General features: G+C 75.0%; 21 protein-coding genes. 8 read left to right on the top strand and 13 right to left on the bottom strand.

Translation table 11 applies throughout. The annotated features are described in order from the left end of the window. On the bottom strand, positions 1-2,838 hold a 2,838-nt coding region (locus tag AKI01S_RS12780; RefSeq protein WP_067815599.1), incomplete at its 3' end, for an AfsR/SARP family transcriptional regulator. Positions 2,839-2,928: 90 nt separating this feature from the next. Here AKI01S_RS12780 and AKI01S_RS12785 point away from each other — a divergent pair. Beyond that, complete coding sequence (locus AKI01S_RS12785) at positions 2,929-3,777, top strand: NAD(P)-dependent oxidoreductase (RefSeq protein WP_067815602.1); 849 nt, start codon at positions 2,929-2,931, stop codon at positions 3,775-3,777. Positions 3,778-3,821: 44 nt separating this feature from the next. On the opposite strand, the gene AKI01S_RS12790 is transcribed toward AKI01S_RS12785, so the two are convergent. Beyond that, a complete protein-coding gene (locus AKI01S_RS12790; RefSeq protein ID WP_067815605.1) occupies positions 3,822-4,448 on the bottom strand; it encodes a helix-turn-helix domain-containing protein in 627 nt (208 codons plus the stop codon). Positions 4,449-4,687: 239 nt separating this feature from the next. Here AKI01S_RS12790 and AKI01S_RS12795 point away from each other — a divergent pair, with 239 nt between their 5' ends. Then, positions 4,688-6,130, top strand: a complete 1,443-nt coding sequence (locus tag AKI01S_RS12795) for a carbon-nitrogen hydrolase family protein (RefSeq protein ID WP_067815608.1) — start codon at positions 4,688-4,690, stop codon at positions 6,128-6,130. Positions 6,131-6,135: 5 nt separating this feature from the next. On the opposite strand, the gene AKI01S_RS12800 is transcribed toward AKI01S_RS12795, so the two are convergent. Next, positions 6,136-6,912 carry an IPT/TIG domain-containing protein gene (locus tag AKI01S_RS12800; RefSeq protein ID WP_067815611.1) on the bottom strand — a complete coding sequence of 259 codons (777 nt, stop codon included), beginning with the start codon at positions 6,910-6,912 and terminating at the stop codon, positions 6,136-6,138. A 72-nt stretch (positions 6,913-6,984) separates the two neighbouring features. Then, positions 6,985-7,350: a winged helix-turn-helix transcriptional regulator gene (locus tag AKI01S_RS12805; RefSeq protein WP_067815781.1), complete on the bottom strand. Its 366-nt coding sequence runs from the start codon at positions 7,348-7,350 to the stop codon at positions 6,985-6,987. A 91-nt stretch (positions 7,351-7,441) separates the two neighbouring features. On the opposite strand from AKI01S_RS12805, the gene AKI01S_RS12810 reads away from it, so the two are divergent. After that, positions 7,442-8,098 (top strand): NADPH-dependent F420 reductase, encoded by a 657-nt coding sequence (locus tag AKI01S_RS12810; protein ID WP_067815614.1) that lies wholly within the window; start codon positions 7,442-7,444, stop codon positions 8,096-8,098. 42 nt (positions 8,099-8,140) lie between these two features. Here the strand turns inward: AKI01S_RS12810 and AKI01S_RS12815 are convergent, their stop codons facing one another. Next, positions 8,141-10,024, bottom strand: a complete 1,884-nt coding sequence (locus tag AKI01S_RS12815) for a WD40 repeat domain-containing serine/threonine protein kinase (RefSeq protein WP_157419803.1) — start codon at positions 10,022-10,024, stop codon at positions 8,141-8,143. Between the two features lie 71 nt (positions 10,025-10,095). Beyond that, on the bottom strand, positions 10,096-10,983 hold the full coding sequence (locus tag AKI01S_RS12820) for a LysR family transcriptional regulator (protein ID WP_083999457.1): 888 nt from the start codon (positions 10,981-10,983) through the stop codon (positions 10,096-10,098). 84 nt (positions 10,984-11,067) lie between these two features. On the opposite strand from AKI01S_RS12820, the gene AKI01S_RS12825 reads away from it, so the two are divergent. After that, on the top strand, positions 11,068-11,622 hold the full coding sequence (locus AKI01S_RS12825) for a NuoB/complex I 20 kDa subunit family protein (RefSeq protein ID WP_067815623.1): 555 nt from the start codon (positions 11,068-11,070) through the stop codon (positions 11,620-11,622). Between the two features lie 705 nt (positions 11,623-12,327). Here AKI01S_RS12825 and AKI01S_RS12830 read toward each other — a convergent pair. Further along, positions 12,328-13,575: a macrolide family glycosyltransferase gene (locus AKI01S_RS12830; RefSeq protein WP_067815626.1), complete on the bottom strand. Its 1,248-nt coding sequence runs from the start codon at positions 13,573-13,575 to the stop codon at positions 12,328-12,330. A 63-nt stretch (positions 13,576-13,638) separates the two neighbouring features. On the opposite strand from AKI01S_RS12830, the gene AKI01S_RS12835 reads away from it, so the two are divergent. Together AKI01S_RS12835 and AKI01S_RS12840 are read left to right on the top strand one after the other, a co-directional pair. Beyond that, entirely contained in the window at positions 13,639-14,250 is a 612-nt protein-coding gene (locus AKI01S_RS12835; protein WP_067815628.1) for a TetR/AcrR family transcriptional regulator, read from the top strand. A 105-nt stretch (positions 14,251-14,355) separates the two neighbouring features. Beyond that, entirely contained in the window at positions 14,356-16,053 is a 1,698-nt protein-coding gene (locus tag AKI01S_RS12840; protein ID WP_067815631.1) for an ExeM/NucH family extracellular endonuclease, read from the top strand. A 58-nt stretch (positions 16,054-16,111) separates the two neighbouring features. Here AKI01S_RS12840 and AKI01S_RS51680 read toward each other — a convergent pair whose 3' ends face one another. Beyond that, on the bottom strand, positions 16,112-16,348 hold the full coding sequence (locus AKI01S_RS51680; protein WP_067815634.1) for an EF-hand domain-containing protein: 237 nt from the start codon (positions 16,346-16,348) through the stop codon (positions 16,112-16,114). 256 nt (positions 16,349-16,604) lie between these two features. On the opposite strand from AKI01S_RS51680, the gene AKI01S_RS12850 reads away from it, so the two are divergent. Both AKI01S_RS12850 and AKI01S_RS12855 read left to right on the top strand, forming a co-directional pair. Beyond that, on the top strand, positions 16,605-17,966 hold the full coding sequence (locus AKI01S_RS12850) for a serine/threonine-protein kinase (RefSeq protein WP_083999463.1): 1,362 nt from the start codon (positions 16,605-16,607) through the stop codon (positions 17,964-17,966). Positions 17,967-18,176: 210 nt separating this feature from the next. Continuing rightward, positions 18,177-19,166 carry an LLM class flavin-dependent oxidoreductase gene (locus AKI01S_RS12855; protein ID WP_067815640.1) on the top strand — a complete coding sequence of 330 codons (990 nt, stop codon included), beginning with the start codon at positions 18,177-18,179 and terminating at the stop codon, positions 19,164-19,166. Here AKI01S_RS12855 and AKI01S_RS12860 read toward each other — a convergent pair. Genes AKI01S_RS12860 through AKI01S_RS12880 form a run of 5 tightly spaced genes read right to left on the bottom strand, consistent with a single transcriptional unit; the run spans position 19,142 to position 24,375 of the window. Next, positions 19,142-19,939 carry an SDR family NAD(P)-dependent oxidoreductase gene (locus AKI01S_RS12860; RefSeq protein ID WP_067815643.1) on the bottom strand — a complete coding sequence of 266 codons (798 nt, stop codon included), beginning with the start codon at positions 19,937-19,939 and terminating at the stop codon, positions 19,142-19,144. The two genes, AKI01S_RS12855 and AKI01S_RS12860, sit on opposite strands and share 25 nt — an antisense overlap. 1 nt (position 19,940) lies before the next feature. Further along, positions 19,941-20,648, bottom strand: coding sequence for an ABC transporter ATP-binding protein (locus AKI01S_RS12865; RefSeq protein ID WP_067815646.1), 708 nt, complete (start codon positions 20,646-20,648; stop codon positions 19,941-19,943). Continuing rightward, entirely contained in the window at positions 20,645-22,360 is a 1,716-nt protein-coding gene (locus AKI01S_RS12870; RefSeq protein ID WP_218009656.1) for a branched-chain amino acid ABC transporter ATP-binding protein/permease, read from the bottom strand. Before AKI01S_RS12870 ends, AKI01S_RS12865 begins: the two co-directional genes overlap by 4 nt. Continuing rightward, entirely contained in the window at positions 22,347-23,204 is an 858-nt protein-coding gene (locus AKI01S_RS12875; RefSeq protein ID WP_067815652.1) for a branched-chain amino acid ABC transporter permease, read from the bottom strand. The genes AKI01S_RS12870 and AKI01S_RS12875 overlap by 14 nt, the downstream gene beginning before the upstream one ends. Further along, positions 23,197-24,375, bottom strand: coding sequence for an ABC transporter substrate-binding protein (locus AKI01S_RS12880; protein WP_067815655.1), 1,179 nt, complete (start codon positions 24,373-24,375; stop codon positions 23,197-23,199). Before AKI01S_RS12880 ends, AKI01S_RS12875 begins: the two co-directional genes overlap by 8 nt. Position 24,376: the final 1 nt, after the last annotated feature.

Below are 24,376 nucleotides of genomic sequence, written 5' to 3' on the forward strand. Positions count from 1 at the left end.
GGCCGCCTCCGCCAGCAGCCGGGCCGCGTGCCCGGGTCGTCCGGCCAGCGCCTCGGCTCCCGCGAGCCCCTCCAGGGCCAGCGCCACGGCGCGCGGGTTCCCGCTGGCCCGCGCCGCCGCGAGTCCCTCGCCGTGCAGGCGGCGGGCCTGCTCGGCGTCGCCGCGCAGCTCGGCGACGAAGCCCAGCTCGGCCAGCACGAGCGCGAGCCCCGGCGCGCCGTCGACCCGCCGGACCCAGCCCAGCCAGCGGCGCAGCAGCGCCTCGGCGGCGTCGAGGTCGCCGCGCCTGCGGGCGGCGAGGGCGAGGCCGATCTCGGCGAAGTGCTCCATCCGCCGGTTCCCCTCCGCGGCGGCCAGCCGGGCGGCGCGGCGGTGCAGCTCGTCGGCCCGGTCATGGTCGCCGGTCAGCGACGCGATCCGGCCGAGCCGCGACAGCCGGTAGGACACCTCGGAGCGCAGGCCCAGGTTCTCGGCCAGGGCGAGGCCCTCCTCGTGCAGGCGCGCGGCGCGGGCGTGGTCGCCGCGGATCTCGGCCAGCACGCCGAGCCGCTCGGCGGCCTGCATCCGACCCCAGCGGTCGCCCTCGGCGTCGAACAGCGCCAGGCTCTCGGCGGCGTCGCGTCCGGCCGTGGCCAGGTCGCCGGAGGCCAGCGCGCACGCGGCCCGCGAGTACAGGGCGGCGGCCGTGCCCCAGGCGTCGCCGTGCTCCCGGAACGCCGCCAGGGCACGGTCCGCCAGGTCCGCGACGTCCCGCAGGTCACCGAACCCGGCGCGGGCGAAGGCCAGGAACCACCGTCCCCACGCCAGGTCGCGCGGGTCGTCGATCCCCCCGAGCGCGGCGCGGGTGCGTGCGGCGCGGTCGGCCCCGTCGCCGTCCAGGAACGCGAAACCGGCCCGCCACACCCCGACCCGCGCGCGGACGCCGGGCGTCACCGGGCCCGCGACGCCCGCCGCCGCCTCCAGCGCGCGGCGGGCCTCCCCGACGCGCCCGCGCAGGAACCAGTACCAGGCCAGGGCGTCGGCGAGGCGCAGCGCCGTGTCCGCGTCGCCGGACCGCACGGCGTCGTCCAGGGCGGCGCGCGGGTCGGCGGTGTCCAGGCGGTCCAGCCACCGGCGCTGGCCGGGGCCGCGCAGGGCGGCGCGTTCGGCCAGGTCCAGGTGGTGGCGGCGGTGCCGGGCGCGGGTCGCGTCCTCCTCGCCCGCCTCGCGCAGGCGTTCCAGCGCGTAGGCGGCGACCGACTCCAGCAGCCGGTACCGGCCCGCCGTGTGCACGACCAGCGACCGGTCCACCAGGCGCGCCAGCGGGTCGAGCACGTCCTGTCCGGGCGTGTCCGCGCACACCGCCTCGGCGGCGGCCAGGGGGCAGGCGTCGGCGAAGACCGCCAGCCGCCGCAGCACGGCGCGTTCGGGTCCGGGCAGCGGTTCCCAGCTCCAGTCGATCACCGCGCGCAGGGTGCGCTGGCGGGCGGGCGCGTCCCGGGGGCCGCCCGTCAGCAGCCGGAACCGGTCGTCCAGCCGGTCGGCCAGCTCGCGCACGTCCATGGACCGCACGCGGGCGGCGGCCAGCTCCACGGCCAGCGGCAGCCCGTCCAGCCTCCGGCAGACCGCGGCGACGGCGGCGCCGTCGGTGACGGGACCGGGAGCCCGCGCCGCGAACAGCGCGACCGCGTCCGCCTCGGCCAGCGGCGGAACGCTCCACACGCGTTCCCCCGAGACGCCCAGCGGCTCGCGGGAGGTGACCAGCAGCCGTAGGCCGGGCGCGCCGCGCAGCAGGGCCGCGGCCGTGGCGGCGACCTCCTCGGCCCGCCGTTCGCAGCCGTCGAGGACCAGCAGCATCCGGCGGTCGCGCAGCGCCCCCGCCAGCCGCGCCACCGGGTCGGCGGGGCCGCCCGCCACGTCGCGCAGGCCGGCGGTCTCGGCGACCCGTTCGGCGACACCGGTCCCGGCGTCGACGGCCTCCACCAGCCAGACGCCGTCGGGGTGCTCCGCGCCGCGCGCCGCCTCGACCGCCAGCCGGGTCTTGCCGACCCCGCCAGGGCCGGTCAGCGTGACCAGCCGGTGCGCGCGCAGTTCCGCGCGCACCTCGGCGAGGGCGGCGTCCCGGCCCACCAGGTCCGTGACGGGGGCGGGCAGGTTCCCGCGCGGCGCGTCCAGGGACGGGTCCCGCCGGAGGATCGCCTCGTACAGCGCGGTGGTGCGGGGGTCGGGATCCATGCCCAGCTCCTCGCGCAGCAGGTCGCGCAGGTCCAGGTAGGCGCGCACCGCCTCGCCCTGCCGCCCCTCGCGGTACAGGGCGCGCAGGTGCGCGGCGCGCAGCCGTTCCCGCAGGGGGTGCCGGGCGACCAGCGCGGCCAGCTCGCCCGCCGTCCGCGTCCCGGCCCCCTCCTCGACCGCCGTCAGCCGCAGCTCCGTCAGCCGGGCGATCTCCGGCAGGGCGAACGGGGCCTCGGCGAAGTCCGCGAACGCCGCGCCCCGCCACAGCGCGAGCGCGTCGGCCTCCCCGCGTGCCACGGCCTCCTCGAAGCGGCCCGCGTCCACGGCGTGCGGCGGGACGGCGAGCCGGTAGCCGGGCGGGCGCGTCTCGACGAGGGCGCGGGCGCCGGGTTCGGCGTCCTCCAGCGTCCGCCGCAGTTGCGACACGCGCGCCCGCAGCGTCGCCCTCGGGTCGGCGGGCGGCTCCGCGCCCCACAGCCAATCGACCAGGCGGTCCGCCGCGACGGTCTCGCCCCGGTGCGCCAGCAGGCAGGCCAGCAGCGTCCGCACCTTCAGATCGGGCACCCGGACCGGTTCACCCCCGTCGGTCCGCACCTCCAGCGGGCCGAGCACCCCGAAACGCATGATCCAACCGTATGCCCGAACCCCGGCCGAACCCGACCCGAACCCCCCTGCCCCACAGTCGTCCCGTCACCAACGTGAAAGGCGGAACCCATGACGAGGACTCCCGTGACCGTGCTCGGACTCGGCCTGATGGGCACGGCGCTGGCCGGGGCGTTCGTGCGCGCCGGTCACCCGACGACGGTGTGGAACCGGTCGGCCTCCCGGCCCACCCCGCCCGGTGCGACCCGCGCCGCCGGGATCGGCGAGGCGGTGGCGGCCTCGCCGCTGACGGTCGTGTGCCTGTCGGTGTACGACAACGCGGCCTCGGTGCTGGACGAGGCGCGCGACGTCCTGCCCGGCCGGACGGTCGTCAACCTCACCAACGGCGCCCCGGCGCAGGCCCGCGCCCTGTCCGGGGAGGTCGCCGGGTACGGCGCGGCGTACCTGGACGGCGGGATCATGGCGGTCCCGCCGATGGTCGGACGGCCCGAGGCGCTGGTCCTCTACAGCGGCCCGGCGGAGGCGTTCCGGACGCACGAGGGGACGCTCGGGGCGCTCGGCACCGCGCGCCATCTGGGCGAGGACCCCGGGATGGCCGCGCTGTACGACCTGGCCCTGCTCAGCGCCATGTTCGGGATGTACGCCGGGTTCTACCAGGCGGTCGCGCTCGTGCGGTCGGAGAAGGTCGCGGCGGGCGCGTTCGCCCCGATGGTCACCGAGCTGCTGGCGGCGATGCTGCCGAGCCTGCGGCAGCAGGCCGAGCAGATCGACGCGGGAGCGTACGCGACCACCGTGTCCAGCATCGACACCACGCGGGCGGGCCTGCCGGGCCTGTTCGCGGCCGGGCGTGACCAGGGGGTGGACACGCGGTTGATGGAGCCGTTCCGGGAGCTGGTCGAGCGGGCGGTGGCCGCCGGTCACGGGTCCGACGGCCTGGCCCGGCTGGTCGAGCTCCTGTGACCGGTCCCGGCCGCGCCCGGCGGGCGCGGCCGGGGCAAGGGGGGTCAGGCGAGGTCGGGGCGGCGGGTCGGGGGCGGCGGCGGGGTGTCCGGGGAGCCCTCGTGGTGCGGGGCCTCGGTGAGCAGGCCCGCGCGTTCCAGGTACTCGCGGCCGCGCGGGGTGATGTCCCAGGCGTTGTGCCGCCACTCCTTGCGCCGCCAGACCACGCCCGCCGACAGCAGCTTGCGGCCGACACGGCTGACCTCGGTGGCGTCGGTGCCGAGGGCGTCGGCGAGCTGCTGGTTGTTCATGCCGGGGTGGCTCGCCACGCTCTGCAGGAAGCGCGCGGCGTGGCCGCCGGGCTGCAGGCCGAGCTGGAGGCCCGAGGGCAGGCGGCGCAGCGCCCAGTGCGCGACGTCGATGAGGCCGAGGATGCGGCCGCGTTCCTCGCGCTGGTCGGGGTCCAGGTTGGCCTTGTCCAGGTAGTGGGCGCGGTGCAGCCACTGGAGTCCGTCCTGCACCGCCACCAGCGCGGCCTCGTCCGCGCACAGCGACGCGTCGTTGATGAGCATGCCGAGGGCGCTGAAGTGGCCCTCGCCGATGCTCTTGGCGTGCTCCATGGAGTCGATCAGACGGCGCGCCTCGCTCGCGCGGTCATGTCCGGCGGGCGGCGTCTCTGTGCGTCCGGTCACGGGTCACCTCACGGTCGTCGAGTGCGCGGACCCCTCCAGCATGCGCCGATGCCAAGTGAATGTCAAGTGATGGGTCGAGCGCTTTCCCCGGTCACGAAAACGCAGGTCGGCAACGCTTTGGTCACACTCGCAAACTTTCTTCGTACGATGTGTATCGCATGTCACTGATGACCCTGACGCCCGGCGGTTAGCATCGGGCGACCCGCCCCTGACCGCCCCGCTCCCCCCGGAGGGCGCCCATGACGGACCGGACGGCTTCGGCTGTCTACCCGGCCGAACCCGCCGACCTGTTCGTGCTGCTGTACGACGACCTCCCCGACGAGCTCTTCCGGCAGTGGACGGCCACCGAGTGGTACGCCGACGACGAGGTACGGCGACGCGCGCTCGAACTGTCGGAACAGGTGCTGGAGGACGGCGAGCCCGACGCCGGGACCGTCCGCGCGCTCATCGCGGAGGACGGGTACCGCGGGCGGTTCACCGTCCTGCTCGCGCTGGACCAGGCGCTCGCGCATGTGAACCCGTTCGGCCCCTACCACAACGCGCCCGCCTTGGTCGGCACGCTCACCCGCTACCTGACCGAGGGGCGGTTCAACACCGACGGGGTCCCCGGGGCGCTGCTGCCCCGGTGCGCGTTTCCGGGACGTCCGCTGGGGCGGCGTTCCAAGGCCGACTTCTTCGGCGTCCAGCGGGTGCCCGCCGGACGGTGGGACGCGCTCGACCACCGCGTCCTCCCGGCGGTGAACGACCCGCACTTCCCCCGGGAGGAGCCCGTCGCCGTCGGCTGCGCCCCGATGCTGGAGACCCGCGACGAGGTGGACTTCCGCGTCGAGCGCCACCACCGCCTCGACGTCTACCGGCTGGGCCCGGTCGAGCACGCGGTCTCCGGCGGCCGGATCGAGACGGTGCTGCGGCGGCTGGACGAGGCGGGCGCGCAGATCGCGGTCATGCCCGAGGCCACGCTGACCGACGGGATCGTGGAGCGGTGGAAGGAGGCGGCGTTCCGCACCGCCGGACGGGACCGGAGCCGCCACCCGCTGCGGCTGATCCTGCTGGGCAGCGGCCCGGTCGGCGGCGGCGACCCGCCCGCCAACCGCGCCGTGCTGATCGACCGCTGGACCGGCGAGGAGCTGCTGACGCAGGACAAGCTGTCGGGCTTCACGCTGGACGCCCGGCAGCTCCGGATGTGGCGGCTGTCGGACCGGCCGGTCGCGGGCGCGGTCGACGAGTACATCGCGCACGGCGACCGGATCGGGCTGCTGGACTGCTCACTGGGCCGGCTGGCCGTCCTGATCTGCGAGGACCTGACCCGGTCGACCGGGTGGGAGCCGGAGTTCGCGGCCTGCGGGGTGTCGCACCTGCTCGTTCCGATCTTCTCCAAGCCGATCCTGCGGTTCCGCTGGGAGCAGCAGGCCGCCGAACGCCAGGTGAACGTGCTGGGGAGCTGGTCGGTGGTCGCCAACAGCCTGGCGGTCGGCAACGCGATCCCGGCCGAGGAGCTGGACGAGCCGCGCTACACCTGCCTGGTCGTCGGCCCCGAGGACGCGGGCCGCGACCGCCACGGCGCCTCCCTCCAGTTCGGGCGGGCCAAGTCCGCCGACGAGGTCGCGGTGACCGACGAGGGCGAGCTGCCGCGCGTGCTGCCCGGCGCCGCCCACGAGGCGTGGTTCCCGCACTGGTCCTGACCGGCTCACTCCACGGTGAAGTCGGCGGGGCCGGTCGCCGACCCGGCGGGCGTCAGCACGGTCGGCCGCCCGCTGGTCGCGCCCGCCGGGACGGTCGCCCGCACACTGTCGTCGGTGACCTCGGCGGCCGGGGCGTCGGCCCCGCCGAACCGCACCGCCGTCGCCGACCGCAGCCCGCTCCCCCGGACCAGCACCTCGGTCCCGACCGGGCCGGAGGCGGGCTCGACCGAGTGGACCTGCGGCGGCAGCGCCTGGTCGCGTCCGGCCTGCGCGGGGGCCAGCAGCGTCGCGAACACCGCCCGCAGCTTCTCGGAGGTCTCCCGCGAGAACAGCCCGACCAGCGCGGCGATCGCGGCCATCCCGTAGGGGTTGACGTCGGTGGAGCCGCCGGTCGGGGAGGTCAGCCCGCCGCGCAGCACCAGGTACACGACCAGCGCCAGCAGCGCGCCGGTGAACGGCAGGAACAGGTACATCATCAGCCAGCTACGGCGCAGCGACCGGTTGCCGACGTACCAGAACAGCGACCGCATCGCGTGCACGGTCGCGCCGACCGCCCCGGCGGCGAGCACGACGACGAACAGGCTGGCCTCCCGCGAGACCCGCGCCGTCCACCCGAACAGGTCCACGCGGACGGCGGGGACGCGTTCGGGCTGGGCGGCGGCCGACGCGGGCAGCGGCGGAGGCCACACCTGCACCAGCACGACGAGCAGCCCCACCGCCAGGACGGCCAGCAGCGCCGCCACCACCACGATGTCCCGGGTCCGCGCGAACCCCGATCCCACCGGAGACTCAACACCCACGCGGGGTTATCGCGCCTCCCGACACTCCCGTTTCGCCCATCCGCCCGTTATGGGTCATGACGTCGTCGGCGGCTCCACGAGCTCGGCCTGGTGGTCGGCGGCCCACCGCGCGAGCTGGGCCAGTGGCCCGTTCGCGAAGGACTCGCCGAGCGGTGTGAGCCGGTAGACCGCGGCCCCGCGGGCAGGCGCCCCTTCGGCGTCGCGGACCCTGGTGACGAGCCCGCGCGATCGCAGACGCCGGAGCGCCTGGGTCAGCACCTTGTCGCTGATCCCCGCGATGCGCGGCAGGAGTTCGTTGCGTCGCGTCGGTCCCGGGCGCAGGGCGGAGAGCACGACGGGATCCCAGGTGTGGTGGATGAGCTCGACCGCCGCGCGCACATGGCAGTCGGACACGAACGTCGGGCAGTTCTCCTCGATCACGGGTTCCAGTGTCACACCGGCCTCCTACCGATCGGTAGGAGCCGCGTTCGTAGCGTTCCGAGGGCATCGCTTCCGAACGAAGGAGATCGTTGTGAACGTGGGGATCCTGGGCACCGGCGACCTGGCCGTGACGCTGGGCCGGGTCTGGGCCGCGGCCGGCCACCCGCTGTCGGTGACGGGGCGGAACGGGCCGCGCGCCGACGAGGCCGCCGACCGGATCGGCCATGCCGCCAGAGCGGTGGCCCCCGCCGACTTCGCGGCTCGGGCCGACGTGGTCGTGGTGGCGCTCCCCTGGGAGGGCCTGGAGACGGGGCTGTCCCTCGTCGGCGGCCCCCGGGGGGCGCTGGCCGGCAGGACCGTGCTCGACTGCACCAACCCGGTCGACCACGCGACCGGGGCGCTCAAGCCCGCGACCGGCTCAGCGGCCGAACTCGTGGCCCGCACGGCCGCGGGGGCGCACGTGGTGAAGGCGCTCCATCTGTTCGCGGGCGCCTCGTGGCCGTACGAGGGGCCGCGGGACACGGCGCCGGTCGTGGCCCTCTGCGGGGACGAGCCGGGCGCGCTCGATCGCGCCGCGGCGCTGGTCCGGGATCTCGGCGGGCGGGCCGCCGTGGTCGGGGGGCTCGACGGCTCGCGGCAGCTGGAGGAGGCGGCGGGGTTCGTCATGCGGGTCGTGGCCGCGGGTCACAACCCTCGGTTCGCCGTCCCCGACGTGGACCCGGCCGCCCTTCGGGCCGCGACCGGCTGATCCGGCCGATGCCGCAGGCGGCGGTCAGCTCAGCCGGTGGTGTCATGGGCGCCACAGGCGTACCGTGCGGTCGCCGCCGCCGGTGGCCAGGATCCTGCCGTCGGGGCTGAACGCCACCGACAGGACGGGCTCGATGTGGCCGGTCAGGGGCTGGCCGACGGGGGTGCGCGAGGCGACGTCCCACAGGCGCACCGTCTTGTCCTCGCCGCCGGTGGCCAGGGTCCTGCCGTCGGGAGTGAACGCCACCGACCAGACCTCGCCGGTGTGACCGGTGAGGGGCCGGCCGATCGGGGCGCGTGAGGCCACGTCCCACAGCCGCACCGTCTGGTCGACGCCGCCGGTGGCCAGGGTCTCCCCGTCAGGGCTGAACGCCACCGACAGGACGGTGTCGGTGTGGCCGGTGAGGGGCTTGCCGATCATGCTGCGCGAGGCGACGTCCCACAGCCGCGCCGAGTCGTCGGCGCCGCCGGTGGCCAGGGTCTCGCCGTCGGGGCTGAACGCCACCGACCAGACCCAGCCGGTGTGACCGGCGAGAGCCTGGCCGATCGGGGCCCGCGAGGCGGCGTCCCACAGGCGTGCCGTCCTGTCCTCGCCGCCGGTGGCCAGGGTCCTGCCGTCGGGACTGAAGGCCACCGACCGGACCCGTCCGGTGGCGAGGGGCTGACCGGTCGCGGTGCGCTGGGCGGCGTTCCACAGCCGTACCGTCCCGTCGGCGCCGCCGCTGGCCAGAGCCTTGCCGTCGGGGCTGAACGCCACCGAGAAGACGGCGTCGGTGTGACCGGTGAGAGGCCGACCGGCCGGGGCGCGTCGGGCGACGTCCCACAGCCGCACCGCCTTGTCCTCCCCGCCGCAGACGGCCAGGGTCCTGCCGTCGGGGCTGAACGCCATCGCGTTGACGCTGCCGAGGTCGCCGGTGGGGAACTGGCCGGCGGCGACGGGCGTGCGGTTCCAGCGGGGGTGGTCGGGCGGCCGGGTGAGCAGGTAGGCGGCGGGGACGGCGATGAGCGCCGCGACCGCGACGACGGCCGCGAGGATCTTCAGGCGGGTGCCGCGGGAGGCGCGGGAGGCGCGGGAGGGCCGGTGCAGGACCTTCGTCGGCTCGGCGGGCCGCGCGGCGATCCGGCGCAGGGCGACGGCGGCGGCGCCGGCGGTGGGCCGCCGGGCGGGGTCGCGGCGCATCAGGTCGCGCAGGACGGGCTTGAGCGCCTGGGCGCGGGTCGTGGGGGCGGGGGCGCTGCGGCTGACCGCCAGCAGCAGCGCCGCGGTCGTGTGACCGGCGAACGCGGGACGGCCCTCGACGGCGTAGTAGAGGGTCGCGCCCAGGGACCACATGTCGGACGCCGGGGTGGCCTGGTGGTCGTTGATCTGCTCGGGGGCCATGTAGGAGGGGGTGCCCAGCAGCGCCCCGTACGGGGTCAGGGTGGCCTCGCCCGTCACCGCCGCGACCCCGAAGTCGGTGACCACCACCCGGTCGCCTTCCAGCAGCACGTTGGCGGGCTTGATGTCGCGGTGCACGATCCCGGCCGCGTGCGCGGCGGCCAGCGCCTCGCAGATCCCGGCGCCGATCCGGGCGACCTCGGCCTCCGGCAGCGGCCCGCCGTCCTTGACGATCCGGTCCAGCGAGGGGCCCCTCACCAGCTCCATCACGATCCAGGGCAGGCCGTCCCGGTCGTGGAACTGGTCGTGGACGGTGATGATGCCCGGATGCTTGAGCATCCCCGCCGCCCGGCCCTCCCGGTCCATCCGCGCGACCATCGCCGCCCGCGTCTCGTCGTCCATCCCGGACGGGAGCTTGACCTGCTTCAGGACGACCTCGCGCCCGATGCGCTCGTCCATCGCGCGCCAGGCCGCGCCCATACCGCCCTCGCCCAGCACTTCCAGCAGGCGGTAACGGCCTATGACCAGCCTTCCCGCGTCCCTCGTCACATCCTGTACGTAACCATTCACGGCGCACCCATCCACGCCGGGCGCCAGAACATGCCCGCGATGACCTGGCCTCACCCGCTCCCCGCGGTGATCCGGGCGAAGTCGTCGAGCACCGCGCCGCCCGTGTCGGCGGACCAGACCGGGGCGCAGACCATCGGGGGCAGGCCGGACACCGGCACGGTGACCACGCGGGGGTCGTCCGGACTCACCGAGGTGACCGTCAGGTGGATCACGTCTCCCGCGGCGACCAGGACGACCGCCTCTTCAAGCGAGGCGGACCTGTGCCGGGGCACCCGGCGCAGCGGGGTCCCGCCGGGGGTGGCCGGGGGCGTCCACAGGTCGGCGAGCCGCTGCGGCATGCCGCTCGGGTACAAGATGTCCTGGCCGGCCAGTTCCTCGACGTCGACGCCGGCGCGCCGCCCCAGCGGGTGCCCGGCCGCCACCAGCGCCGCCCGCTCCCGGTGGAACCACGCCGGGCCGACGTTGAAGCCCATGGCCTCGACGCGCGCGGGATCGGCGGGCAGCCAGCCGACGAAGACGTCCACCGGCCAGCGGTTCCCCCACCGGGCCGGGTCGGTGTTGGGGTGCGCCGAACGCACCACGGCGCAGCGGGGACGGGCGCATTCGAACGCCCGGATCGGCCCGTCGACCGCGGCGGCGGGCAGGCTGGTCGCGACGCCGACGCGCAGCACCTCGGTGCCCGCGCCGCTCCGCGCCTCCTCCAGCGCCCGTTCCATCCGCCGGTACGCGGGCTGGAGCTCGGCGCGCAGCCGTTCGCCCAGCGGCGTCAGCCGGACCCGCCGGCTGGTCCGCTCGAACAGCGGGGCGCCGACCCGGCGTTCCAGCGCGCGCACCGCCTGGCTCACGCGAGGGGCGGACACGCCCAGCCGCGCGGCCGCGCGGCCGAAGTGCAGCTCCCGGGCCACCTCCAGGAACGCCTCGATCTCGCGCATCTCCATGCGCCCATTGTGACGCCGGGCTTAACGACCGTGGCGGGATCCGTCGTTGATCGCGTCACGCCACGCGGCCAGCCTGGAAGGACTATGGGACTCGAAGAGCACCTTCCCGGGGACTTCCTGCTCACGACCGTCGAGGCGATGGCCGGCTGGGCGCGCAGGTCGTCGATGTGGCCGATGACGTTCGGGCTGGCCTGCTGCGGCATGGAGCTGATGGCCGTCGGCGATCCGCGGCACGACTTCTCCCGGTGGGGGATGGAGCGCGCCTCAGCCACGCCCCGCCAGGCCGACCTCATGGTCGTGGCCGGGCGGGTGAGCCAGAAGATGGCCCCGGTGCTACGGCGGCTGTACGACCAGATGGCCGAGCCCAAGTGGGTCATCGCGATGGGCGTGTGCGCCTCCTCGGGCGGCATGTTCAACAACTACGCCGTCGTGCAGGGCGTCGACCACATCGTCCCGGTGGACGTCTACCTGCCCGGCTGCCCGCCGCGGCCGGAGATGCTGCTGGACGCGATCCTCAAGCTGCGCGACAGCGTCCAGAACACGAGGCTGGGCGCCCACCGCCGCGCCGAGACCGCGATGCGAGAACGGGCCCGCCTGGCCCGGCTCCCCCTGATCAACACCCCCTCCGACCTCCGATGACGCGCGTCAGAGCGTTAACCGGCGATCGAGCCGTTCGCCGTTCCCTGTAGGCGGCACCTCAGGGGCTCGCAGCCATATCCGGGCAATGCCTCGGGGCGGAACTCCTGGCGAAACGTCAGCAACCAGCCCTTCGGCTCCCGCTCAGCCGGTACAGCGGGAGGCATCCCGCTCACGCGTCGCGCGACGCCGCCCCACGGCGATCGAACCGTTCCCTGTAGGCGGCGCACCAGGGACTCGCAGCCGTATCCGAGAAAGGCGCCGGGGCCGAGCTCCTGGCGAAGCGTCAGCAACCAGCCCTTCGGCTCCCGCTCAGCCGATTTGGCGGGGAGCACCCCGCTCACGCGTCGTGCAGCGCCACCCCATGACGATCGAGCCGTTCCCTGTAGGCGGCACCTCAGGGGCTCGCAGCCGTATCAGGGAAAGGCGCCGGGGCCAAGCTCCTGGCGAAGCGTCAGCGACCAGCGCTTCGGCTTCCGCTCGGCCGGTTCGGCAAGGGGCACCCCGCTCACGCGTCGCGCGGCGCCGCCTCATCGGTGGTGGTCGACGAGGGCCGCAGCGGACGATTCGGGTGTCTCTGTGGGGTGGTGTGAACGTTCCCGCGCGTCGGGCAGCCGCGTATTTGAGTGCGCTGCGGCTCAGATGGTGGGCGGTCTTCGGCGTCGGAGCCTCCCGGATTGCTGTGGCAGCGGGCTTTGACGGCACCGTCTAGGAGAGGTACGTCTCGATCAGGTCGGTGGCTCGGCGGGTGCCTCCCTCTTCGGCGGTCTCGGTGCGGATCCTCTTCAGGGCCGTGGCGACGTCGGGGGACGTGGTCAGGTGGTCCAGGGCCTCGCGGAGGGCCGGGGCGGTCGCCTCGGCGGTGTCCAGGCGGCGGGCGACGCCGAGCTCGACGAGGCGGTCGGCGTTCATGAACTGGTCCACCGCCTGGGGCACGGCGATCATCGGGACGCCGTAGTAGAGGCCCTCGTTCGCGCCGCCGCTGCCCGCGTGGGTGACGAACAGGTCCGCCTCCTTCAGGATGGCCTTCTGCGGCACCCAGCGGTGGACCTCGACGTTGCCGGGGATCGGGCCGAGGGCGGCCTCGTCCACGTGCTTGCCGATCTGGAGGACCAGGCGCCAGCCCGGCAGGTCGCCGAACGCCCGCAGGCACTCCCGGTAGAGGTCGGGCTGGTCGGTGAAGGTCGAGCCGAGGGAGACCAGCGCGACGCGGGAGCCGTCGGCGGGGCGCTGCCAGCCCTCGTCCAGGTCGAGGGGCAGGCAGGGGCCGACGAACGTGTAGCGGTCCGGGTCGACGCGGTCGGCGTTGGGCTGCATGGCGCGCGGGATCAGCGCCAGGCAGCGGTCGGGGCGGCCGGAGAAGCGCTGGGGGTCGGTGTCGGCGACGCCGCTGTCGGCCAGCCACCGTTCGAAGCGCTCGAAGTAGGAGGCCCCGGTCGGGGTGGCGCGGACCGACTCCATGAACTCGGCCATGTCCTCCTCGTAGCCCTCCCAGGCCACGGCGGACGGCGAGAGCTGGACGGCGGGCACCCCGTAGCGCTCGGCGAGCACGCGGCCGGTGTAGCCGGTGATGTCGTAGAGCACCAGGTCGGGGCGGTCCTCGTCGTAGACGGCGGTGAGCTGCGGGAGCATCGCGATCGAGTCGTCCAGGAAGACGGCCATCTGGCCCGCGGGGTCCTCGGGCCAGTCGGAGGGGTGCTCGGTCCCCTCGTGCGGAAGCGTCGAGCGGTAGACGACGGGCTCGGCCCCGGTCGCGGCGATGCGGTCGGCGTAGACGGCGTCGTTGGCGTAGGTGACCCGGTGGCCCCGGGCCGCCAGCTCCCGGATGATCTCCAGGCTCGGGTTGACGTGCCCGGGGAACGGGGTGCTGACCATGGCGATGTGGGCGGGACGGGTCATGCGTCTGCTCCGATCACTATGAGACGAGACGGTTCGTCTCGCTGCGTGCTCCACCATGCCGCACGGCCGGACGCGTGTCAAGACGAGACGTCTCGGTTCGTTTGGGGGTAGGTTCGGGTCATGACGCGATCACCCTCCAGTGACGCCCCGGGCCGGGGGCCCGATCCGGGGCGGCGCAGCGAACGGTCCCGCCGCGCGATCCTCACCGCCACCCGCGAGCTGGTCTTCGAGGTCGGATATCCCAGGCTGACGATCGAGGCGATCGCGGCGCGGGCCGGGGTCGGCAAGCAGACGATCTACCGCTGGTGGCCGTCCAAGGGCGCGGTGATGTTCGACGCGCTGCTGCACGAGGCGCGGCAGGAGGGCCCGGCGCTGCCCGACACCGGGGATCTGGCCGCCGACATGCGGACGGTGCTGCGCGCGATCGTCGACGAGTTCAACGACCCGGTGCTGGACCGCATGACCCGCGCCCTCGGCAACGAGGTCAACAACGATCCGCGCCTGGCCGCCGACATGCTGGAGCGCCTCCTCGGCCCGCAGCTGGAGGCGACCGCGGAACGGCTGCGCGCCGCCCAGCGCGCCGGTCAGGCCGCCCCCGGCGTCGACCTGCCGGCGGCGGTCGAGATGTTCTACGCGCCGCTGTTCTACCGCTGGATGCTGCGCACCGGCCCGTTGACCCACGCCTACGCCGACACGGTCACGGCGATGGCCGTACGGGCGATCGCCCCCTGACCGGAAGCCCGATATCTCCCTCAATCACCCCAATCAATTACAAATTGGTGGAGTCTTCACGATTACGCCATCCTCGGGGGGTGCGGCGGCCCTACGCTCGCGCGCATGCGCCGAACAGCAGCAGCATTCACGACCGTCCTGGCCGCCGGTCTGGTCACCGCGACCGGCACCGGGGCGGCCCAGGCGGAGCCCGGCCCCTGCGCCGTGCCCGCCACCCACCAGATCGCCCAGGTCCAGGGCGACGGCAACGCCTCCCCGCTCGCCGGACAGACCGTCCGCGTCGAGGGCGTCGTCACCGGGGACTTCCAGCAGGCGAACCAGCTCAAGGGCTTCTTCGTCCAGGACCCCACCCCCGACGCGGACCCCGCGACCTCCGACGGCCTGTTCGTCTACTCGACGCAGGACGTCAAGCCCGGTGACCGCGTGCTGGTCACCGGCAAGGTGGTCGAGTTCAACAAGCTGACCGAGCTGTCGCCGGTCACCGCCGTCGACGTGTGCGGGACCGGCGAGGTCGCCCCCGCCAAGGTGCGGCTCCCGCTCGCCAAGGGCGCGACCCTGGAGCGGTACGAGGGCGTCCTGGTGCGCTTCCCGCAGAAGCTCACCGCCACCGAGACCTACGGGCTCGGCCGGTACGGCGAGATCGCCGTGTCGCAGGGCGGGCGGCTCTTCCAGCCGACCGAGGGCCACGGCGACACCCAGGCGGGGAACGACGCCCGCCGCGTGCTGCTGGACGACGGCTCCACCGTGCAGAACCCCAAGCCGGTGCCGTTCAGCCGGAAGGGCCGCGTGCCGCGCACCGGCGACACGGTCACCGGGCTCACCGGCGTGATGCAGGAGGCGTTCAACGCCTACCGCGTGCAGCCGGTGGGGTCGCCGCGCTTCGCGCCCGCCAACCCGCGCCCGAAGAAGCCGGGGCCGGTCGGCGGCGAGGTCCGTGTCGCCAGCTTCAACACCCTCAACTGGTTCACCACGCTCAACAAGCGCGGCGCCAACTCCACGGCCGAGCAGGAACGCCAGATCGCCAAGCTCGTCTCCGCCCTCAAGGGCCTGAACGCCGACGTCGTCGGCCTCATGGAGGTCGAGAACAACGGCGACACCGCGATCAAGGCCCTGGTGGACCGGCTGAACGCCGCCGTCGGCGCCGACACCTACACCTGGGTGAAGCACCCCAAGCCGGGCACCGACGAGATCCACGTCACGATGATCTACAAGCCCGCCAAGGTGAGGCCGGTCGGCGCGCCCTCCTCCTCCGACGCCCCGGTATTCGAGCGCCCGCCGCTGGTGCAGACGTTCCAGAAGGTGGGCGGCGGCGTGCCGTTCACCATGGTCGTCAACCACTTCAAGTCCAAGGGCTGCGGCGGCGCGACCGGCCCGGACGCCGACCAGGGCGACGGCCAGGGCTGCTGGAACGCCCGCCGCGTCACCCAGGCCAAGGCCATCGCCGACCTGGCCCGGGGGCTGCGCAACCCGATCGTGCTCGGCGACCTGAACGCCTACTCCGCCGAGGACCCGATCAAGACCCTGAAGGCGGCGGGCCTGGCCAGCCAGACCGAGCGGTTCGTCCGCCGGGAGCAGCGCTACAGCTACGTGTTCCAGGGCCAGTCCGGCGAGCTGGACCACGTGCTGGCGGCCAGGAGCCTGGCCAAGCGGGTCACCGGCGCGACGATCTGGCACGTCAACAGCGACGAGCCGACGATCATGGACTACAACACCGAGTTCAACCCGCCGGAGATGTACGCGCCCGACGCGTACCGCTCCAGCGACCACGACCCGGTGCTGATCGGTCTCGACCTGCGCAAGTGACGCTCTCGCCCCCGACGCCCCGTCCGGTCCCCGGGCGGGGCGTCGCCCGTTCGCGGGGTCAGGAGGCGGGCAGCCCCCCGAACAGGCCGAGGTACTCCTCGAAGTCCAGCCGCCCGTCGCCGTCGGTGTCGGCCTCGGCGAACAGCTCGCGCAGCAGGTCCTCGGGCGCGTTCATGCCGAGCGCGGCGACCGCCCGCCGCATCTCGTCGAAGCTGACCGTTCCGTCGGAGTCGGCGTCGAAGTCGTCGAACGCCTGACGCAACTCGGCACGGGCGGTGTCGTCCAGCTTGGCCATGGCCGGGTCTCCCCTTCGTCGTCCGGCGCCCGTCTGCGGGCCCCTTCCACCTTGGCAGAATCCGCCCCCTCGTGCGGCGCCCCGCACGCCGCGCGGCGTTCCCGCAGGAAGATGACCTTTTCCCGGGACCGAACCCGCCCGGAGGGGCGCGCATCGTAGGGGTATGAGCGCCGGGCCGGCCGCTCGGAACGTCGGGCACCTCGCCGACGGCGGCCCACGGGGAACGTGACGTCCGGCGGGAACAGGGGCACGGAGCATGGCAGTGGCGGCACTGCGCAGGGACGACCCGGTCCGGCTGGGCGACTACCACCTGCTCGGCAGGCTCGGAGAGGGCGGGCAGGGCACCGTCTACCTGGGGCGGCGCGGGGACGCCGGGGAGCAGGCGGCGGTCAAGCTGCTCGGCGCGGAGGCGGCCGAGAGCGAGACCGCGCGGATGCGGTTCATGCGGGAGTTCGAGGTCGCGATGCAGGTGGACGACTTCTGCACCGCGCGGGTCCTGGACGTGGGGATGCAGGACGGGCGGCCGTTCATCGTCAGCGAGTACGTGCCGGGCCCGTCGCTGTACCGGCAGGTCACCGAGCACGGCCCGCTGACGGGCGGCGAGCTGCAGCGCGTGGCGATCGGCATGGCGACCGCGCTGGTGGCGATCCACCAGCGGGGCATCGTGCACCGCGACCTCAAACCCCAGAACGTGCTGCTCGGCCCGTCCGGCGCACGGGTGATCGACTTCGGGATCGCGCGGGCGCTGGACGTGTCCACCCAGACCACCCGGATGATCGGCACCCCGCTGTACATGGCCCCCGAGCAGGTGCGGGCCGAGTCGGCGGCCCCGCCCATCGACGTGTTCGCCTGGGCGGCGACCGTGGTGTTCACGGCGACCGGCGCCCCGCCGTTCGGCGCGGACTCGCTGCCCGCCGTGATCAACCGGATCCTCAACGACGAGCCCGACCTCGGCGACCTCACCGGCCGCCTCCGGGAGATCGCCGCGCTGTGCCTGGCCAAGGACCCGAAACGGCGGCCCGACGCGGCGCAGGTGCTGCTGTGGCTGCTGGGCAAGGACCTGACGCCGCCGCAGCCGCCCGCCGCCGCGCCGCCCTCGGCCGAGCTCCAGGCGATCCCGCGGGAGGTCCTGGTGGAGGGGCGCAAGCTGGCGGAGCTGCGGCAGTCCGACGCCGCGACGCGCTCCTCCGGAGGGACGACGACGGACCCGTCGGACCTGTCGTTCGGGGAACGCGGCCGGACCAGCCCCGCCGGGGGCCGGGCCGACTGGGGCGGCGCCCCGACCCCGCCGCCCCAGATGCCGCGGACGCCGCTGCCGCCGCACACCCCGCCTCCGGCCGGGGGCTACCCCATGGCGCGACGGCCGCCGCACGGCGAGGCGACCTGGCCTCCCCCGGCGCCCCGGGCGCGGAAGGGCTCGGGGCTGCGGTGGGTGATCGCCGCCTCGGTGGTCGCGCTGCTGCTGGCCGGGGCGCTGGCGCTGCTCCTTCTCCTGCCCCGCCTGCTGGCCTCCGACGGGAACGGCGGCGGGTACGAGACGCACAGCCCGCAGCCCACGCACACGGTGACCAGCAGCCCCTACGGCGGGCAGGGCGACGGTTACGGCACCCACTACTGAGCCGGGGTCAGGGCCTTCCGGGTCCGGTGCGCGGCTGTGCGGGGGCCGGTGGTCCGGGCGCGGGCCGACCGACGCGGCCGTGGCGCGGCGGCGGACCATTCGACCGTAACGGCACCGGGCAGTCGCCGTCGGGCGACCAGGGCTGCTCCTGTGATCCTCCGCTCGTCCAACGAAGGAAGAACGGGCAGGCGGGCGGGGTTGGAAAGGTTCATGACCGTTCCCTTCTCCGTGCTCGATCTCGCGCCCGTCGCCAGCGGGTCCACCTCCGCGCAGGCGCTCCGCAACACCCTCGACCTGGCCCGGCACACCGAACGGCTCGGCTACCACCGCTACTGGCTGGCCGAGCACCACACGATGCCGGGCATCGCCTCGGCCGCGACGTCCGTGCTGATCGGGCAGGTCGCGGCGGTCACCGAGCGGATGCGGATCGGGTCCGGCGGGATCATGCTGCCCAACCACGCGCCGATGGTGGTCGCCGAGCAGTTCGGGACGCTGGAGGCCCTGTACCCGGGGCGGATCGACCTGGGGCTGGGCCGCGCGCCGGGCACCGACCAGAAGACGGCGCTGGCGCTGCGCCGCTCCCCCGAGGCCCTGTCGGTGGACGACTTCCCCGAGCAGGTCCACGAGCTGCGCGGCTACTTCGAGCCGCGCAGCGACGTCACCCCGGCGGCGGGCAACCGGCCGCCGGTGTGGCTGCTGGGGTCCAGCGGGTACAGCGCGCGGCTGGCGGGGCTGCTGGGGCTGCCGTTCGCGTTCGCGCACCACTTCAGCGCCGAGAACACGCTTCCGGCGCTGGAGATGTACCGCGAGTCGTTCCGGCCGTCGGCCGACCTGGACGAGCCCTACGCGATGATCGCCGTGTCGGTGACGGCGGCCGACGAGGACGACCGGGCGCGTGAGCTGGCGCAGCCGCAGGCGCTGTCGTTCCTGCGGCTGCGGCAGGGGCGGCCCGGCCCGCTGCCGACGCCGGAGGAGGCCGCGAACCACCCGTACACGCCGCTGGAGCGCGACATCATCGAGTCGCGGATCGCCGCGCAGGTGGTGGGCGGCCCGGAGGCGGTGCGGCAGCAGATGGACCTGCTGGTCAAGCGCACGGCGGCCGACGAGGTCATGGTGACGACGATGGTCTTCGACCACGCCGACCGCCGCCGCTCCTACGAGATCCTCGCCGACCTCTACGACCTGGGCCGCACCTCGTAGTCGAACGGGATCGTGCCCGGATCGGGCAGGACCGTGCCGCCGTCCACCGTCAGCACCGCGCCGTTGACGTAGGAAGCGTGCGGGCCGAGCAGCCACAGCACGGCGGCGGCGGCCTCCTCCGGCGTCCCGGGGCGGCCCTGCGGGACGAGCTGGGTGACCTCGGCGTACGCCTCGTCGACGTCCAGGTCGAGGGGGTCGCCGAACGCGCGCATCTCCGCGTCGGCCATCTCGGTGCGGATCCAGCCGGGGCACACGACGTTGGCGCGCACGCCCTGCCCGCCGTAGTCGACGGCGATGCTGCGGGTGAGCGTCGTCAGGCCCGCCTTGGAGACGGCGTAGGCCGCCGCGCCGGTCGAGGCGCGCAGCGCGGCGATCGAGGAGACCGCCACGAACGCGCCCCGCGCCGCGACCAGGTGCGGCAGCGTGGCCCTGGCCAGGTGGAACACCGAGGTCAGGTTGGTGTCCAGGCTGGCCTGCCAGTCCTGCGCGGTCAGGTCGAGGACGGCCCCGGGCCGCATGGTCCCGGCGTTGGCGACCACGCCGTCCAGCCGCCCGTGGGCGTCCACGACCTCGGCGACCAGGGCGGCCACCGCCTCCGGCGAGGTCACGTCGGCGACGCGGGCGTCGGCCCCGGACGCGGCGGCGACCCGCTCCAGGGCGTCCCGGCGGCGGCCGCAGATCACGGCGCGGGCCCCGGCGGCGCGGGCGCCGTGCGCGACGGCCGCGCCGATCCCGCTGCCGCCGCCGGTGATCAGGTAGACGCGTTCCTCCATGTCAGGGCTCCTCCGTGGGGGTCTCGCCAAGGTAGGCGGCGTGCAGGCGTCCGGGCGAGGCGCGCAGCGGTCCGGGCGGGCCGGAGTAGGTCAGCGCGCCGCCCGCCAGCACGTGCGCGGAGTCGGCGATCTCCAGGGCGAGCGTGGCGAACTGCTCCACCAGCAGCACGGTCACGCCGCCGTCGGCGAGCGCCCGCACGGCGGGCAGCAGCCGCCGCACGATCACCGGGGCGAGGCCGAGCGACATCTCGTCGATCAGCAGCACCTTCGGGCCCGTGGCCAGGGCGCGGGCGAGCACGACCATCTGCTGCTCGCCGCCCGACAGCAGCCCGGCGGCGACGTCGAGGCGTCTGCCCAGCTCGGGAAAGAGTTCCACGGCGCGGTCGAGGGCGTCGGCGGAGCCGTTGACGACGCGGACGTTCTCGGCGACGGTCAGCGCGGAGAACACCGTCCGGCCCTGCTCGACCAGGGCGAGGCCGCGTCGCGCGCGGGCCACCCGGTCCAGTCCGGCCAGGTCGGCGCCGTCGAGGACGGCGTTCCCGGCGGCGAACGGCAGCACGCCCGCGACCGCCTCCAGCAGGGTCGTCTTGCCCGCGCCGTTCGGGCCGAGCAGCACGGTCACCGCGCCGGGCGGGGCGGTCAGGTCGATGTCGCGGACGACGGGCGCGGCCCCGCGCGCGACCGCGACGCCGCTGAGTTCGAGTGTCATGCGAGGGCCGCCTCGTCTCCCAGGTAGGCGCGGGCGACCTCGGGCTCGGCCAGGGTCGCGGCGGGCGGGCCCGCCGCGATGACCCGGCCGAAGTCGAGGACGGCCACGTGGGCGCAGGCCCGGCGGACCATGTCGAGGTCGTGTTCGATCAGCAGCACCGACGCGCCGTACCGGGCGGGCACCTCGGCCAGCCGGTCGGCCAGCGCCAGGGAGTCGGCGTGGGTGAGCCCGGCGGCGGGCTCGTCGAGGACGACCAGCCGCGGCCGGGCCAGCAGCGCGGCGGCGACCTCCAGCAGCCGGCGGCTGCCGACGTCGAGGTCGCCCACGTGCCGGTCCGGCGGCGGGCAGCCGAGGAAGGCGCAGACCTCCGCCACCTCGCCGCGCCCCACCCTCCGGCGGGCGGCGAAGCGCAGGTAGGCGCCGACGGTCAGCCCGGTCGGGACCCGGTCCTGCTGGAACGTGCGCCGCAGGTGCGCCGCGCGGCGGTGGACGGGCAGGCCGTCCAGGCGCCTCCCGGCCAGGGTGATCTGGCCGGTGGCCCCGGGGAGGAAGCCCGACAGCGCGTCGGTGAGGGTGGACTTGCCCGCGCCGTTCGGCCCGATCAGGCCCATGACGGTGCCCTCGGGGACGGTCAGGTCCACGTCCTGGAGCGCGGTGACCTTCCCGTACCGGACGGTCAGGCCCGTCACGGTCAGGAGCGGCCCGCCACCGGGCGGGGCCTTCGCCGCCTCCCCGCGCGGAACGGCCGCGGCGGGCGGCGCGGGGCGGCGGGCGCGCAGCCTGCGGGCGAGGCCCTCGCTGACACTGGCGCCCTGCGTCAGCGCCTGGACCGCGCCGGCCGCGAACAGCACGTTCGCCCAGTCCTGCGGGACGCCGAGCCGCTTGAGGACCTCCGGCACGAACGTCATCAGCAGCCCGCCGAACAGCGCCCCGCCCGCGTACCGGGACCCGGCCATCACCGCGACCACGAACAGGGCGAGGGAGTTGATCGTCTGGAAGTTCTGCGCGGTGACGGTGCCGATCTGCCCGGCGAGCACGCCGCCCGCCACGCCCGCGGCGAACGCGCTCGCCGCGAACGCCGTCAGCTTGGTCCGCGCGACGCTCGTCCCGGCGGCGGCCGTGGCGCGTTCGGAGAACCGGACCGCCCGCCAGGCCGCGCCGGCCCGGGTGCGGTCCACCAGCCACAGCGCTCCGCAGACCAGCGCGAACACCAGCGCCGCGAACACGAAGTAGCCCCGGTCGGTGGCGATGGGGCCGGGCCGCGGCACCTGCTGGAACGTGGTCGCGCCGGGGAACCGCAGCGCCGCGACCACCACGTCGGCGGTCGCGGCGAAGCCGAGCGTGACCACGGCCAGGTGCACGCCGCGCAGCCGCAGCGCGGGCAGCCCGATCAGCGCGCCGAACGGCACCGCCGCCAGCCCGCCGGCCGCCACCCACAGGACCAGGCCGCCGGGCGCGGCCATGACGTTCAGCCTGGCGACGGTCCAGGCGCCGACGGCCGCGAACGACAGCTGGCACAGCGAGTTCATGCCCGCCTGCCCGACGACGCCGAGGCCGCGCAGCGCGATCGCCGCCACCAGCGCCGACGTCGCCAGGAACAGCCAGTACCCGGGCAGCGCCACCGCCGCGACGGCGATCACCGCGAGGACGGCTCCGCCGGTGAGCAGGTCGGCGCGCCGTATCTCGACGTGCGGCATCTCAACGTGCGGCATCCCACACCTCCCGCCGCTGGGACCAGACGAGGATCGCCAGGATCACCGCGAACGGCACCGCGTCCCGGTACTGCTGGAGGTCCTCCACGTGCGCGAGCACGCCCTGCATGACGCCGAGGCCGAGACCTCCGGCGACCGTTCCGGTCAGGCTCCGGAACCCGCCGACCAGCGCGGCCGTGCAGGCGGGGATGACCATGAGGGCCAGCGAGCTCTGGTCGGCGGACTGCTGCGGCGCGACCACCATCAGCACGGCGGCGGCCAGCGCGCCGGTCGCCGCCCACGTCCCGACGGCCAGGCGGCGCGAGGGGATGCCGAGGAGTTCGGCGGTGGTGGGCCGTTCCGACAGGGCGCGCAGCCGCAGGCCGACGGCGGTGCGGGTGAGCAGCAGGTGCGCGCCGGCCGCGAGGGCCGGGGCCAGCAGCGCGCACACCGCCGCCGCCCGGGTGACGGTGACGCCGCCGACCGTCAGCAGCGCCCCGCCGAACGGTCCGGGGACGCGGCGCGGGTGCGTGCCGAACGCCAGGAACGACACCGCCAGCAGCCCCACCAGGAACGCGATCGCGATGGCGGAGCGCTGGTCGGCCCCGGCCTCGGCGAACCAGCGCGCCATGATCCAGCCGAGGGCGGCCGCGACCAGCCCGGCCGCCAGCAGCCCGGCCGGGGCGGCGAGCGCGTAGGGCAGTCCGGCGTCGGCCAGCAGGGCCATGCCGTAGACGCCGATGACGCCGATCGCGGCCTGGGCGAAGTTCACCACCCGCACCAGGCGGAACATCAGGGTCAGGCACAGGCCGAGCGCCGCGTACGCGCCGCCTCCGGCCAGCCCCGCGACGGCTCCGTCAAGCATCGGGGAGCCGCACCCAGTCGGGGGTCAGGACGGTCCAGGACCCGTTGCCCGGCCGGACGAACTTGCCCGCGAGGTTGGTGGCGTGCGCGTCGCCGCCGCCGAACCCGAACGGGGTGCCGGTCATCGGCGACGGCAGCGGCCGGAGGCCCTTGAACGCCTTGGTCACCGCGTCGCGGGTGACGTCGCCCCTGATGCCCTTGAGGACGGTCACCAGGTGGGTGGCCGCCAGGTAGCCGCCCTGCGCGAACGACGTCAGCGGCACGTTCCGCTCGGTCATCAGCGCCCGCCAGTCCTTGGCGGCGGCCGAGTCCTCGTCGCTGTAGGGCTCGAACTCCGACAGCGCGACGACGTCCCTGCCCGCCGGGCCGAACGCCCGGGCGGCCTGGTCGGTGTAGGTGGAGGTCAGGAACAGCCACCGGATGCCGGTGATCTTCTGGGCCTGGGCGGCCCTCACCCAGCCGACCGCCATGGGCTCGGTGCCGTTGAAGAACACGCCCTGGCAGCCCGCGTCGCGGGCGCGCAGCAGGTAGGGGGTGAAGTCGGTGGTGGACGCCGACAGGCTGCGGTCGTCGATCAGCAGCCTCTTCCCGGTGATCTTCGACCAGCGGGCGGCGCCGTCCCGGTAGGCGTCGGCGGTGCCGCCGATGATCGCGAAGAAGGCGCACAACCGGTCCATGCCCAGCTTCTCGGAGGCGTGATAGAGGCTGAGCGTGGTGCCGAGGAACGGCCCGGTGTTGACCGGGGAGATGTTCGGGGAGTTGAAGCAGCCGGGGTCCACGCCGGTGCCCTGGACCGACACGATGCCGGTCTGCTGGTAGAAGGGGCCGTTGACCTGGCAGTCCAGCAGGCTCGCGCCGCCCGCCAGCGCGACGGCCCGCCGGTTCTGGGCGAGGTCGCGGGCGGTCTGGGCGGCGGTGGCGGGGTCGCCCTTGTCGTCGCCCGCCACGTACTCGATCCTGCGGCCGTTGACGCCGCCCTGGGCGTTGACCCGGTCGAACACGGCCCTGGCGGCCCGGGACGCCTCGGGGAAGGTGACCGCGCCGCTGAGGGTGTTGACCGAGCCGACGACGATGGGGCCGTTCGCGCCGGTCCCGGATCCGCACGCGGCGGCGGCCGCGAGCAGCGCTCCCGCGACGCCCGCCGCCGTCAGGCGGTGGAACTTGCCGTTCATG

The organism is Actinomadura kijaniata NBRC 14229 (assembly GCF_001552175.1).
GTDB lineage: Bacteria > Actinomycetota > Actinomycetes > Streptosporangiales > Streptosporangiaceae > Spirillospora > Spirillospora kijaniata.